This window comes from Chryseobacterium sp. Leaf394 (assembly GCF_001424105.1).
GTDB lineage: Bacteria > Bacteroidota > Bacteroidia > Flavobacteriales > Weeksellaceae > Chryseobacterium.
This window is the reverse complement of sequence record NZ_LMQH01000011.1, coordinates 2,550-16,108: the sequence shown is the minus strand read 5'-3', so window position 1 is coordinate 16,108 and position 13,559 is coordinate 2,550. Positions and strand designations below refer to the sequence as shown.

The window sequence follows — 13,559 nt, the reverse complement described above, 5'->3', positions numbered from 1 at the left end:
CAAATGTCAAACAACATATTTATTATAGCCAGACAGACTTTCAGGATGGCTTATTCCAATAAGGCAACTTTTGCTTTTGCGGTTTTACTCAGCTTTTCGCTGCTTCTCGCCACTTTTGTCGGCTGGAAAAACTACAAGGTGCAAAACGAACAAAGACTTCAGTATAAAAAAGAAGTTCGAAAACAGTGGCTTGACAATCCCGACAAACATCCCCACAGAATGGCGCATTACGGCTATCTTGCCTTCAGGGAAAAACATGAACTCAGCTTTTTTGATTTTGGAATCGAAAGTTTCGCAGGCGTTTCTATTTTTCTGGAAGCTCATAAACAAAACAGCGTCAACTTCAGTGAAGCCAGTTTTTCCAACGGGATGCTCCGATTTGGTGAACTGAGTGTGGCCATGGTTTTACAAATTCTTTTTCCGCTGCTCATTATTTTTGTCGGATATAACTGTGTTTCGGCCGAACGGGAATCAGGAACTTTAAAAATTTTACTGTGTCAGAACACTACGTGGAAAGATTTACTTTGGGGCAAAACTTTTGGACTGCTCGCATTATCGCTTTCTATTTTTATTCCTTTAATTATTCTCACGATTATTTTACGGGGAATTCTTAGCAATTGGCAGCTTTCCGGCGATTCTGCAGTGAGACTTTTGCTTCTGATTGGCGGTTACATCATTTACTTCTTTGTCATCTCTGTGATTACGGCTTTGGTTTCTGCTTTATCGTCAGGCTCCAGACCTGCTTTGACGACTTTACTGGCCTCATGGATATTTTTCATTGTGATAATGCCCAGAATAACGCAGTCCATTGGAAATCAAATTTATCCTTCACCTTCTAAAATTTCCTTTTTGGCCCAAATTGCTGAAGATGTGAGCAAAGAAGGTGACAGCCACAATCCCGATGATCCGCATTATGCGAAAATAAAAGATTCTTTAATGAAAAAATACAATGTGGATGATGTGAAGAAGCTTCCATTCAATTACGGTGGTTTTATTATGGCTGAAGGTGAAAAAATTACTTCAGGTATTTACAGCCAACATCAGAAAGATTTAAATAAAACCTTTGAGAATCAAAACAGTATTACAAAACTGGGGAGTTTTCTCAATCCTTACTTGGCATTAAAAGAGGTTTCGATGATTCTGACAGCATCCGATTACAGTACATACACCGATTTTCAAAATCAGGCAGAACAGTACCGATACGGCTTGGCTCAAAAAATGAATCAGCTGCAGATCGAAAATATCAGCAACGAGAAACCCGGAGAACACGAAAAACCACACATGATCAGCCGCAACAATTGGGCTTCACAGAAAGATTTTGAATATCATTTTACGACAATCAATGAGGCTGTTTCTAAAAATTCAACAGCATTTTTGGCCCTGCTCTTTTGGCTTACCGTAAGCATTTTCGGAATTCAATTCTCGGTAAAACGTATCAAAACGATTTAAACATGAAACAGAACCTTTTTTTATTTGAACTCAAAATATTTTTCCGAAATACATCTTCGATCACTGCCATCGTTATTTTGCTTCTGGCTGGATTTATCGGCCTGTACTTTGGAAAAACTTTTATTGGACGTCAGGACAATGTTGTTCAGAAAGCCGTCGCATTGCAGAAAGAAAATACCGCAAAAAACTATGAACATTTTGGTGAAGACACCGGACTTTTCTTCTTTCACAACAAGTTTTCAGTGGCCAATACCGCAACAAAATGGGCTGCTTTTTCAAACGGACAGAGAGACATCAATCCTAACCTGATTTCGGTTACGATGCTTGGTTTGGAAGGACAGATCTATGACACCGACATCGCAAATCCCTCAAGCTTACTGATGGGAAATATCGATCTGGGATTTGTTTTCATTTTTCTGTTTCCATTGGTAATTATTGCATTGAGCTACAATATTCTGTCTTCTCAACAGGAAAATGGTGTATGGATTTTACTTAAATCTCAGACTTCAAAACCTCATCTTATTATCTGGAATAAATTATTGGTCAGAATTCTGGTGATTTTTGCAACTGCATTTATTCTAATGATTGCAGCGTTATTCTATCTGACTCTTGAATTGGACTCCATTTTCTTCTCCATTTTCGGATTGATTTTGCTTTATTTAATTTTTTGGTTTGCAGCTGTTTTCTTCATCATTTCATTTGGGAAAACATCCAATTTCAATGCATCATCTCTGATTGGTTTGTGGGTTGGTTTGGCCATTGTGGTTCCCGCTTCACTGAATCTTTACCTCACGGCAAAATATCCTGTTCCTGAAGCTCTGAAACATGTAATGGAACAGCGACAGGGCTATCACGAAAAATGGGATTTACCTAAAAACGTTACGATGGATCCGTTTTTTAAACATTATCCGCAATTCAGGCAGTTTCCTTTCGATGAAAAGAAAACATTCTCTTGGTTCTGGTACTACGGAATGCAGCAAATGGGTGATGATCAGGCCTTGGAAAGCAGAAAAGCAATGGAAAAGAAGCTAGAAAACCGTCAGCAATTTGCTTCCGTTGTTGCGCTGTTTTTCCCAACCATTCAGACACAGCTTTCGGTAAATTCACTGTCAGGTTCAGACTTGAGATCGCATTTGGATTTTCAGAATTTTGTGAGAGATTATCATGAAAAACTGAGGCTTCATTTCTATCCTGTAATTTTTCAGGAAAAGAAAGTTTCTTTAGCGGAAGTGGAAAAATTTGGTTTAAAACATTATGAAAATCCCGTTTCTTCTTTGAAAATGAAATCTGTGATTTCTCTTATACTCCTAGGTTTGATTTTATTGATAATTGGTAATTTAAATTTCAGAAGACTATTCTATTAATAATTTGGGGCGGATTTCTAAAATTTCCGCCCCAAATTATTTAAATTTTTACAGTAAATTTTCACTTTCATCATTAATTATTCTGAAAGACTCTTCAGGATCAGGCAGCAAACTTCCCTGATAATCATCCAAACTTTTGTGCTCCGAATTTGAAATATTTACTATTTTCCTTTGCATCTACTAAAGAAATGTTAGGGAAAATTTCTCTGATTTTCTTTATTGCAAATAGAGGAGAATTATAATTATCCATCACTTCACCTACAATTTCATAAGGATTTTCACCATCGTTAATAAGGTAAATGTATTTATTTGTATTATCCATCTTATGATATATTTATCCCTAAATCATGTTTATTACTGATAGCAACTTCAATAAACTTTAGCAAATTATTAATTCTAAATTCAATAAATTCTGCAGAATAATTTGTGACTAAACTTATTTCATTAATATTTTTCAAAATGGTCTGGCAATCTTTATAAGTTGTCTGAAGATTATCATTAATTATATAGAGATCACTTTCATTTAATTTCGGAATAATTATACATCCTAAATCTCTAAGCTTTTGATTACCCCAAAGTTCTTTTCGACAAATCTCAAAACCAAATAAGTCACTTTCTATTTCAATATTTGTGCTATTGAAAGTTTCAGATAAATACATAAATGATATTGTAAGACTCATATTAATTCAAAAACATTTTATTCCTCCCCGTTTTATACCTCGAAATATCTTTTAAAATCACCTCATCCTGCGGATTAAAATGCTTCAGTTCGTTGATGATGGTTGTATTGGTTTCCACTTTTTCAGCGATAATTTCGTAGGCGATATTCCGTGCGGTTTCCTGAAGTTTCTGATCTTTTTTAAATTCATGCTTTATCGCTTCCAGATAAATTAATTTCCTGTCTGATGGTGTTTTTTCATACAAAAACTGAATTTTTTCATTTAAAATTTCTAAATCAGAAATATTCACAAAATAATTGTTCAGACAGTTGAATGCGTCTTTATTTTCCTCCCAGCCCTGCAGTAAAATTTTCTGTGCAGCCTCCGGATCATCCATCTTTTTCCTTTGAATCAGTGAAGCTTTGACCATCTGGCTGTTGCCTACATAATCATCCACAACCATTTGATAGTAAGAATTGGCATTTTTATTATCATTGATGATTCTGTATAAATCACCTACTTTTTCCTTTTGCTCAAGTTGCTTGTACAGTTCAATAGACTTTTGATACTGTTTTGCTTTTTCATAACAGGATGCCGCTTGCGATTTATTTTTCAGCTTTTTAAGATAAACTACAGCAGCTTCGTTGTACAAACCTCCGTCTTCTAAAGTTTGTGCTCCGCGGTAATTATCCTGAAGCAAATTCATGTAGACTTTTGCGGCTCTGGTGTAGTCTTTTTCGTCAATGTATTTTTGGGCGAGATCTTCGTATTTATTTCTGATTCTGTCGAAAAGTGAAGTTTCGAGGTAAAAATTTCCGCCACCACTTCCACGTCTTCCTGACGCTTCGCCGGTTTTTTCTTTGTCCCTAAGACTAATCACAACCATCAGAATAATAAATGCCACGACAATAAAAATCGCCAGATTTCCGATCACACTCCAGAATGTTTTTTGGAATAACTCCGCAAATATTGCAACGATTTTAATGACAGCCAAAATCAGAACTGCCATAAAAAACTTCTCTGTAAACTTCTGCCTATTCATCGTCATCGGATTTTAAAATAGTTTTATCTTCCCTGAAAAGCCTGTAAAGCAGCAGTACAACGCAGATGATAAGCAGCCACACAAACCAGTTGTAGCCGAACATTGCGATAACGGGATAAAAAATATACACCAACAGAGCCACCAGAACAGTCATCAGAAAAATTTTGACTCCTGTCGGAACATTTTCGCCACCTGTGTCCAGCGATTTTTTCTGTACAAAAAATAAGTATCCAAATATTACAACGGTCATCGTTAAAATAAGTGCGATAATTTCTGTGAATGATACCGATTTTTTAGGTAAAGACAGTGGTTCCATCGTCTGAACAGAAGATGGTTCCTCAGGAATGGCACGTGGTGGAGGCACATACTCTTTTGTACCGTAGCGGTAACTGAGAGAATCGCGTACCGGAGCCTGCTGTCTCTCAACTATTTCCGCAATAAAGACTTTGTCGTAAGCTTTTGCAGAACCTAAGTCCTGCAGCGAATCTGTTATCTTTTCAGTTAAAACCTTTTCATTTTCGACTAAAAAATTATCAATTTTACCATTGTAAACATTTCTCAGTGAGTCTTCTGCTTTTTTTATTCTTTTCTGTATCGCCAGATATTCAAGCTGAATTTTCTCTACCGGCCGCCCTCCGTTTTTCACATATTCCTCATACAGTTTTTCACGTTTAGAACTCATCAGAAGCATCATTGCATCACTATTTTCTTTTCTGAGCTGATTTCTTCTGTCTCCATACATGGAATCGATTTTCATGTCGATATCTGTGACGCCAGACTGATACGCAATTGCAGGTGGAGGTGGCACCGGTGCACCTTCGATTATTGAAGCGTCGCTGGTGTGAACATTTTCAGACATTTCAGACGAACTTTCTTTTTCCAGATAAAAAAATACTCTTGCAAGCCCGATAACAATCAGAATAACATAAAAAACCCATCTGTAGTTTCCTGATTTGCCATCTTTTGATGTGCCGTCACCCCCTGAAGATGATCCGCCGCCGCCGAAAATTTTGCTGAACCAGTTTCCGAATTTGTACTGGCTGAAACCGTCACCTCTTGACGTTCCCATAATATCGAGCGGAACTCCCAATTCTACAGCACGTTCAGGATATTTCTCAATGTATTTTAAATATTTTTCGATCTCTTTTTTATTCCCTGCCATCACTTTTTTCATATCAAAAGGCAGGTCTTTCATCCATTCTTCTTCGGTCTGTGGCTTCTGAAGTGCGTCCAGTACTTTTTCATCATCCATTTCCACCATAAAACTTTTAATCTCAGCAGGAATTTCCACTCCATTTGATGGCTTGCGGATTTTATCAGCGCGCTGTTCCGGATTTTGAATTAAATCTATCCAGTCGATTTCTTCAATCAGTTTTACGAGTCCGAAATCGGGATGCATGATGATGTAATCTGCATTGGTAAGTTTCCAGTCTTCAGGATTTATTTTGGGATAGAAAACCGTGTTTTCAGGAATATATAGTTTATCATCAACACTCTGGAAATACGCATTTTTACCAATTTCCGCAGGTGCATGATGTTTAAAAATCAGAAAACAGCCATACAAAACATTCGGTTCATTCGACGGAATTGGATATGACAGAATTTCATTTAAATCTATCCCCAGAATTTCCATTTCCTGCAGCCACATCAATGGTGAGGAACCTTTTATTAAAAGTCCTTTTTTGGGATAAGTATTTTTCGGAAAAGGCTGTATTCTAAGTTCCATGTTCCCAAATTTGTTCTATAAAAGGCTCCAGATATTCACTGTACATTTCTTCCATTTTTCTTACTCTGAGAAGGCTTTTTTTAGGTAAATAATATTCGGAACCTCCAAAATCTTTTTCTGTTGCCATTGCCAGAAAACCGTTGTCAGAAGAAGGAATATAAAACTCCGGAATATTTTTGTTACTGCTTCTGAAAGTGAGCATGCCTCTCGTATCTGTAATGACCTCGCTGCCATCGGTAAAAGTAAATCTGTTTTTATTCTGCTGAGCAAAAATCTGCAACTGATGCCTGTTTCTGTACATCGTCAGAGAATTATCATACAGTTTATTGATTTCATTGTGAGAAATCACAAGATTTTCTTCAGCATTGATGCAGATACTTGTAAAATTACTCAGAATTTTAATTCCTGAGTGATTGAGCTTTTTCAGTTCAGCTTCTATTTTTATATTGCTTTTTGTAATTTCAATATTATTATCTACCGTTTCAACGTCCAAAGTTCCGTCGGGACTGAATTCAAGAATCTGCAGAGATTCGTTGTCCCGAAGATAGAATTTCTTATTAAAATAAATCAGTTCAAAACTGTGCGGAATATTTCTTCCTGTAAGACTGAGTTCCGAATATTCCTTCGTATTTAAATTAAGTTTAGACAGGAAGCGTTTTTCCGGCAGATATTGGGCGAGAATAAAATGCTGAGCTTTGTTTCTTGCCAGTGCAAACTGTCCTTTCGGTTTTACAGAAATATTTTCAATTAAAACTTCACAGCCTCTGTGAATATGGTAATATTCGTAATAATCTTTATTGTAATAGTTATCTGAAAGATAGGTTTTAAGCAACTGTTTCTTTGAACTTAAAACATAAAAATCACCTTCGTGCAGGAAGGCAGCTATCTTATTAACCGGAACCGGGAACAGAATTGGATAGTTCAAAGGAACGTCTGCTTTTTTGCTGTTGCCCGAATTTGTATTTAGCGATTTCTGCTTATATTTCGGAGGATTCGCCCACAGTTCCTGCAACGGAAGCATCATTTTCTGCACATGCTTTCTGGTTCCTTTGTGATGTTTGTAGAAATTCAGCTCGCCGTCTGCGGAGGTTGTTACCAGAAATTTCAGCTGATCCCGATTTTCATGGATGACTTTCTGAAGATTTTGATTATTTAAATTGTCCTGATGGGTGATGAAAAAAACTTCCAGATTTTTCTCGGTATGTTCTTCATCAAAAAACTTCTGCAAAGCCTGCGAAACTTCGAGAACCGGACTTACGTGATTCAGATTTTCAATCACCTCATCCACTTTATCCAGTTTAATGGGAACTGTATTTTGTCCCAAAGCAAAGACCTTGCATTCAGAATGTGCTTTCGGATGTTTTATAACCGCGATCGCTGATGCAAAAGCCAAAACTTTTGGCGTTCCCCAGTTTTTAAGCGAAGTATCGATGAGAATTATTCTTTCAAAAATATTTTCTTCAGGCGGAATTTCTCTCTGAATATACAACGCTTCGTTGTTGGCAACACGGTTCATGAAAACCTCATCGTCGTTGGCAAATTCAGACAAAAGCATTCTGCTGAAATCTCCTTTGTTGGTCATATCAGAAACCCCGCCAATCGGTTGTTCGCCGGGTGAAAGATGCCGCATAGGAATTCTGAGTCCGCTCCAGATTCTTTTAATTAAACTTCCCACCTGAAAAGTTTTTGGTTCTTCAATAAGTTCCTGAATAAAATCTTTATCGGTTTCTACGGTAGTTTCTTCTTCTACAACTTCGTCTTCCAGCTCGGGAATTTCGATAATTCCCTGCAAAGCTTTTTCAATAGATTCTGTAGTTGGGAATTTCTGATTGATATACGCAAGAGCATTAATATCCTTTCTGAAAACTTTACCTGTGAGTTCTAAAACGTTGGCAGACCTCTCAATAATATTAGGCCGTAAAACGTGATTATCACACAGTTCCCTGGATTTTGCTGATGTGAGACTCATCTTGTTTCCCGCAAATAATGCCTGCAAAAGAAAAACTCTGTTTCGCCCGGTTTTATATTTCCGGTCTAAAATCTCCAGTTTTTTAAGTAAAAAAACCGCTTCGTTGTAAGACGTTTCGATTTCCTCCCGCGATATGTGTTTTTTCAGTCCATCCGTAAGAGTTCTGAGCTGTTTGTATCCATCCTGAGTGGCGTACAAAACCAAAAGCAGAGCTCCAAACGGTGGCCATCCCTGCAACTGTAACTCTTTCAGAATTTCAATAATGTAAACGCGGTAGCCCACAACAGAGGCAACTGTCGGAAAATAAATAATGTTGTGGCTCGCCAGAGGGTGCAGATCGTCCTCAATATCGTTATCGGTCTGCCATTCCCAGAAATAATCTCTGTATGACTGAAAATATTCTTTTACATCCATTCCTTTGATTTTTCAGTGAGACGGAATGAGCTTACAGAAAGCTTCCGAAAATCTTCTTTACTGAGATGCAAAACACTTCCGTCTTCATTCCACAAAAGCCATTGTTCCCGAGTTGCGTTGTATTTTCTCTGGAGTAATGAACTCATGTTTTTAAATTCAAAATCAAAACCTGTCGGTAATAAATGACCGTCTTTTGACCAATATGTTTTTCCACGAAAACTCAGTAATGGGTTTCCCATAAAAAGTGCCTGATCATTAATGACAATCCATTCGGTTTTTTCAAGTTTAAATTTCGGCAGGGCAATAACCAAATCTTTAATATCCGAAATAACGCAAAGCAAAGCGGTTGCAGGCTGCTCGTCTTCGCTGGGTTTTAATTTCACTGTAATCTTTTCATCAATTCCAAAAAAGTTATTATTTGAAACAGGGAAATTGAGTTTTAAAGCTTTATCAATAACCGTCCAGAGCAAAGCCGTCCGCATTTTTTTTGTCGGCACCAGTGCGCCAGTCCGGAACAAAAGTCCGTTCCGCAATTCGTACAGCAGAAGATTCGGCAACTGCTGAATTTCCGGTGAACCAGCCTGTTCATCAGTAAAACCTTTCAGCCAGATGACTTCATCATCCGAAGCAATATGAATATTTTTCCAGTCACGGATTGAGCCTAAAAAATCTTCATCGGCTTTGGGAAGTTCTGCCCAGAATTCTTTTAAACCGTCTGAAGGATCTTTTGCCATAAACTTTCTATTTCCTGTTGGATATACTGTTTCTGCTCAGGATTTCTGATCCAGTCGCAACGTGTTTGCAGGTATCTTAATTTATCTTTGATCACATTCTGTTCCTCAAAACTCAAACTTCCGTTTTGCCACTGATCCATCAGAATTTTGACATCTTTCATTACTTCTTCCGGATTCGGAGCCTTGTTCTGCAAAGCCTGAGGGTGAGATTTGGAGTTATCATCTTTTTCGATGGTTCTGTTGATAATTCCTTCGAGAATTTCAATCTGCTCTTCGGTATCCCAGATGTGTTTCAGCACCCAAAGATCCGACAGGATGGCTTCATTTCTTCCGCAAATTAAAGCACTTGCTGCAATCAGGTTCTGTAATTTCACAGCACGACGGTCGGAAATCGCAATTCCTGTATTCCGGAGATTGATGATGGTATTTAAATATACTTCGTAGATCGGTTTTAAATCTACCGTTTTACAAAGCTGCTGAAGTTCTTTGATTTCATGGGCAAGAATTTCAGGACCTTCACTTTCTGAAATATTTTCCAGTCTTCTACCTGCCAAAAGCACTTGCTGCAGAAGATCAGGATTCACGTAATCTACGTTGATTCTGATGAGAAAACGGTCGAACAGTGCATTTAAAGCCTCATCTTCGGGAAGCACGTTGCTTGCTCCAACAAACATCAGTGCCGGAAGATTTCTGGTTTCTTTTCCTCTTTTGAAAATCTTCTCATTTAAAGCCATCAGCAAGGAATTCAGAATTGCAGAATTCGCATTGAAAATCTCATCAAGGAAAACCATCGACGCTTCGGGCATCATCCCGTCGGTATTGGTAAACAGCTCTCCTTCTTTAAGTTTTCTGATATCGAAAGGACCGAAAATCTCATTCGGTTCTGTGAAACGGGTTAAAAGATATTCGAAGTTTTTGCCGTCGGTTACGGTTTTGGCTAAAGTTCTCACGATGGCAGATTTTGCTGTTCCGGGAGGACCGTACAAAAAGGCATTTTCTCTTGCGAGAAGGCAGATTCCAAGTAAATCTACGACATCATTTTTGCCGACGAAGGTGTCTTTCACGAAGGCTAAAACTTTGTTTAATTTTTCTATATTTTGAGTCATTGATTTTATTTATTAAACGCAAGAGCGCAAAGATTTTTTTTACTATTGTTATACATATTTTTTTCAGAAAGACGTTTGACTATGTCGAATCTTCGATTTCACTCAGCTAAGAAATACAAAAATATTCATTATGATTTCACCCTTCAGGGCTTTTAATTCATTTACTAAATATTTCACAGGGCTTTATGCTGTGCTGTTAATATCGCCACTTTTTGGCTCTTCTGATTCTGTAGTAACCACTTGCAAATCTCTCCAGAAAACATCTTTGTACATTCCAAATTCTGCCGTCAAAAGTTGATTGATGTAGGGAATTTCGGCCAGTTTGTAAGCCTTTTTGTCAACAACTCTTTCGAGATATAGTTTTCTGTAGGTTTTATCTTTCAAACCTTCTTCCCAGATTATTTTTTCAGGATATACATCTGAACCGATGGCTGAATAATGAAACTGTGCTAAAATTTCATCCAGTATTTTCACCACCGGATCTGCAGCGTCTGCCACATGAAGTGCATCCCTGATTTGCGGTAAAAATCTTAAAGATAAGTCTGCCGATAAAACTGCTGAAACATCTTTTCTGCTTTCAAACCTTGGAATCAGTTTATTTACATCCTTTGCCGTGTCTTTTCTGATCAGATACAGCTGCGCACTGTGGTACAGAACTTTTCCAGCCCAAATAGCTGCATCTTTGTTGAAGGGAATTTCGTCTGACAGAAAATTGAGTCTTTCTTTTTCAAATTCGGATTCAAAATATGTGGCAGAATCCTCTTCTTCCTTTTTGGAAATTTCCTGAATGTCGGCAAAAATGGTCATGGTGCCTTCTTTTCGGAGCAGAAAGAGCGTATCTAAAAAAGGGGACTTATTTTCCATCATTAGACAAAAATAATGATATTTCTGAGATGATGAAATATTGATTTACAGAAAACTAAAATAATTTACAGACAATAAGTTTTAACAAAACAGAACAAAAAAAACAGATCAAAGATGTGATTTGTTTTGAAATATTAACCACATCAATTTTTAGTTTTAATTGTTTGCGTATATTTTAAAACACATAAGTTTTGAAAATCTTTGATTTTCTGTCTTGTGTACTAATCCATTAAAACATTAAGATAAACTAAGTTGTTAAGCTTTTTAAAGAAATATCTGAAAAATATTCATTAAGGTGGATGCATCTTTTCTCGTTTACTAAGTTGATTTCAACCTTAACCTTAACCTTAACCTTAACCTAATCTCTAATGCGCTCCCGATTTTGAGAAAAGATTGATAATTACTACACCCGCAACGATAAGTCCCATCCCAAAAATGGCAGGTAAATCTAAAGTTTGTTTGTACACAAAATATCCTACTAAAGAAATAAGAACGATTCCTACAGCAGACCAAATGGCATACGCAATGCCAATCGGAATTCCCTTCAAAGCAAATGTAAGCAGATAAAATGAGGCCGTCATTGCGACTACAAATACAATGGTTGGCAAAGGTTTTGTGAACTGCTCAGTTTTTTTCATAAAAGAAGTTCCGATGGTTTCACAGAGGATGGCGGCGGCGAGGAAGAGATAGTTTTTCAAGGGTTTGGAATTTAAAATTAATTCAAAGACGTTGTTTTTTTGCTCAACGATATCCTTCAAAATTAGTAAAAAAGAAATGCTGTAAAAAAATAAGTACTGAAAACTGTCAGATTAAATGATATCACTTTTCTGCAGAATTAATTTAACAAAGTGGTTGATAAAGCTGCAAAATGGCTGATGATGAAATAATTTTAAACAGAACAACCGCAGAGCTTAACACTTTGCGGTTGTTTTATCTGAAAACTCTGCTGGGAAGGACTATTTCAATAAATAGCCGATTGCACCACCATCAACCAGTAATTCGGTTCCCGTAATGAAACTTGCCTGATCAGAAGCTAAGAAAAGTACTGCCTTAGCAATCTCAGAGGGATCTCCCATTCTTCCCAATGCAACAGAATTGGCAAACTCATTCTGCATATCCAGACTTGGAACAGCTTTATCAAAACCTTCCGTTTTTGTAGGTCCCGGACTTACAATATTCACTCTGATTTTCCTTCCTGCCAGTTCATTTGCTGCAATTTGCGCAATTTTATTTACTGCACCTTTTGTCGCTGAATAGACACTTCCGTACATCTGCGCCGTTGTAGCGACTGTAGATGAATTAAAAACCACAGAAGAACCTTCAGTAAAATAAGGAATCATCTTTTGCAGAGTAAAATAATATCCTTTCACATTCGTATTAAACTGATTGTCAAAATCTTCTTCAGTGGTCTGTTCGATCGGTGTGAAAACAGCTGTTCCTGCATTCAGGAAAAGAACATCTACTTTATTTCCGCTTTCTGCAACAAGGTTTTCCAGTACCGAAATTCCTGATAAATTTGAAGTATCGGAAACTAATGTTTTGAGTTTCGGACTTGCTATCCTGTCTGCAGCATGCTGTAAATTCTCTGCACTTCTTCCAGTAATCAGAACGTTGGCGCCTGCTTCAATAAACGCTTTCGCTGTTGCAAATCCGATCCCTGTACTTCCACCTGTAATGACTACATTCTTGTCTTTAAAATTCATTGTAAAATATGTTTTGTTATTTCTGATGACAAATGTATAATCATTTGGTTACTTTTAGTAACTTTGTACCGAAAAATAACAGTAACAATTGTGTAACAAGGTAACATTATGGCGTGCAATACAGAAGATTTTACAAAAGAATACAAACAGGAAATGCGTGCAGTTCAGGATTCTATGGACGTTCTGCACGGTAAATGGAAAATTGCCGTGATCTCTTCAATATGCTATCACAACAAAAGACGGTTTTCGGATATCCTGAATGATATCGACGGAATTTCAAACAGAATGCTCAGCAAAGAACTGAAGGAGCTGGAAATCAATATGCTCATAAAACGGACGGTTTATCCAACCCAACCTGTCACTGTAGAATATTCTCTGACTGATCATGGAAATACTTTGAAAACAATCATCAACAATTTGAAAGACTGGGGAATACAGCATCGCAAAAAAATTGTGGAAGGATAAGTGGCAATCATTATTTTGCGAAATTAAGTACTGCAGAGCTTATGAATCTGAGTCTGTAATCAAC

13 protein-coding genes are annotated in these 13,559 nt (G+C 37.2%); 3 read left to right on the top strand and 10 right to left on the bottom strand.

The window, feature by feature from the left end:
- Positions 1-3 precede the first annotated feature (3 nt).
- Positions 4-1,449 (top strand): DUF3526 domain-containing protein, encoded by a 1,446-nt coding sequence (locus ASG21_RS04690; protein ID WP_056076596.1) that lies wholly within the window; start codon positions 4-6, stop codon positions 1,447-1,449.
- Between the two features lie 2 nt (positions 1,450-1,451).
- Positions 1,452-2,813, top strand: a complete 1,362-nt coding sequence (locus ASG21_RS04685; RefSeq protein ID WP_056076594.1) for a DUF3526 domain-containing protein — start codon at positions 1,452-1,454, stop codon at positions 2,811-2,813.
- A gap of 124 nt (positions 2,814-2,937) precedes the next feature.
- Here ASG21_RS04685 and ASG21_RS04680 read toward each other — a convergent pair whose 3' ends face one another.
- The 10 genes from ASG21_RS04680 to ASG21_RS04635 all read right to left on the bottom strand — a co-directional run bounded on the left by ASG21_RS04680 (position 2,938) and on the right by ASG21_RS04635 (position 13,030).
- Entirely contained in the window at positions 2,938-3,135 is a 198-nt protein-coding gene (locus ASG21_RS04680; RefSeq protein WP_056076591.1) for a hypothetical protein, read from the bottom strand.
- Position 3,136: 1 nt separating this feature from the next.
- Positions 3,137-3,493 (bottom strand): hypothetical protein, encoded by a 357-nt coding sequence (locus ASG21_RS04675; protein ID WP_056076589.1) that lies wholly within the window; start codon positions 3,491-3,493, stop codon positions 3,137-3,139.
- 1 nt (position 3,494) lies between these two features.
- Entirely contained in the window at positions 3,495-4,514 is a 1,020-nt protein-coding gene (locus ASG21_RS04670) for a hypothetical protein (protein ID WP_056076587.1), read from the bottom strand.
- Positions 4,507-6,240, bottom strand: a complete 1,734-nt coding sequence (locus ASG21_RS04665) for a hypothetical protein (RefSeq protein WP_056076585.1) — start codon at positions 6,238-6,240, stop codon at positions 4,507-4,509. Before ASG21_RS04665 ends, ASG21_RS04670 begins: the two co-directional genes overlap by 8 nt.
- The gene (locus ASG21_RS04660) at positions 6,230-8,623 is read right to left on the bottom strand and encodes a hypothetical protein (RefSeq protein ID WP_056076582.1); all 2,394 of its coding nucleotides are present in this window, start codon (positions 8,621-8,623) and stop codon (positions 6,230-6,232) included. The genes ASG21_RS04665 and ASG21_RS04660 overlap by 11 nt, the downstream gene beginning before the upstream one ends.
- Entirely contained in the window at positions 8,614-9,357 is a 744-nt protein-coding gene (locus tag ASG21_RS04655) for a hypothetical protein (RefSeq protein ID WP_056076579.1), read from the bottom strand. Before ASG21_RS04655 ends, ASG21_RS04660 begins: the two co-directional genes overlap by 10 nt.
- Positions 9,330-10,463: an AAA family ATPase gene (locus ASG21_RS04650; protein WP_056076578.1), complete on the bottom strand. Its 1,134-nt coding sequence runs from the start codon at positions 10,461-10,463 to the stop codon at positions 9,330-9,332. The genes ASG21_RS04655 and ASG21_RS04650 overlap by 28 nt, the downstream gene beginning before the upstream one ends.
- Before the next feature lie 183 nt (positions 10,464-10,646).
- On the bottom strand, positions 10,647-11,327 hold the full coding sequence (locus ASG21_RS04645) for a hypothetical protein (protein WP_056082117.1): 681 nt from the start codon (positions 11,325-11,327) through the stop codon (positions 10,647-10,649).
- A gap of 365 nt (positions 11,328-11,692) precedes the next feature.
- Complete coding sequence (locus tag ASG21_RS04640; protein ID WP_056082115.1) at positions 11,693-12,025, bottom strand: SMR family transporter; 333 nt, start codon at positions 12,023-12,025, stop codon at positions 11,693-11,695.
- 258 nt (positions 12,026-12,283) lie between these two features.
- A complete protein-coding gene (locus tag ASG21_RS04635) occupies positions 12,284-13,030 on the bottom strand; it encodes an SDR family oxidoreductase (protein ID WP_056076575.1) in 747 nt (248 codons plus the stop codon).
- A gap of 108 nt (positions 13,031-13,138) precedes the next feature.
- Between ASG21_RS04635 and ASG21_RS04630 the strand changes: the two genes are divergently transcribed.
- On the top strand, positions 13,139-13,495 hold the full coding sequence (locus ASG21_RS04630) for a helix-turn-helix domain-containing protein (protein ID WP_056076573.1): 357 nt from the start codon (positions 13,139-13,141) through the stop codon (positions 13,493-13,495).
- The last annotated feature ends 64 nt before the right edge of the window (positions 13,496-13,559 follow it).

Excerpts from the sequence above, each read along its gene's own strand:
- ASG21_RS04680 (WP_056076591.1), bottom strand. The coding sequence starts at position 3,135 with ATGGATAATACAAATAAATACATTTACCTTATTAACGATGGTGAAAAT.
- ASG21_RS04690 (WP_056076596.1), top strand. The coding sequence starts at position 4 with ATGTCAAACAACATATTTATTATAGCCAGACAGACTTTCAGGATGGCT.
- ASG21_RS04665 (WP_056076585.1), bottom strand. The coding sequence starts at position 6,240 with ATGGAACTTAGAATACAGCCTTTTCCGAAAAATACTTATCCCAAAAAA.
- ASG21_RS04655 (WP_056076579.1), bottom strand. The coding sequence starts at position 9,357 with ATGGCAAAAGATCCTTCAGACGGTTTAAAAGAATTCTGGGCAGAACTT.
- ASG21_RS04675 (WP_056076589.1), bottom strand. The coding sequence starts at position 3,493 with ATGAGTCTTACAATATCATTTATGTATTTATCTGAAACTTTCAATAGC.
- ASG21_RS04685 (WP_056076594.1), top strand. The coding sequence starts at position 1,452 with ATGAAACAGAACCTTTTTTTATTTGAACTCAAAATATTTTTCCGAAAT.
- ASG21_RS04660 (WP_056076582.1), bottom strand. The coding sequence starts at position 8,623 with ATGGATGTAAAAGAATATTTTCAGTCATACAGAGATTATTTCTGGGAA.
- ASG21_RS04650 (WP_056076578.1), bottom strand. The coding sequence starts at position 10,463 with ATGACTCAAAATATAGAAAAATTAAACAAAGTTTTAGCCTTCGTGAAA.
- ASG21_RS04630 (WP_056076573.1), top strand. The coding sequence starts at position 13,139 with ATGGCGTGCAATACAGAAGATTTTACAAAAGAATACAAACAGGAAATG.
- ASG21_RS04635 (WP_056076575.1), bottom strand. The coding sequence starts at position 13,030 with ATGAATTTTAAAGACAAGAATGTAGTCATTACAGGTGGAAGTACAGGG.
- ASG21_RS04670 (WP_056076587.1), bottom strand. The coding sequence starts at position 4,514 with ATGAATAGGCAGAAGTTTACAGAGAAGTTTTTTATGGCAGTTCTGATT.
- ASG21_RS04645 (WP_056082117.1), bottom strand. The coding sequence starts at position 11,327 with ATGGAAAATAAGTCCCCTTTTTTAGATACGCTCTTTCTGCTCCGAAAA.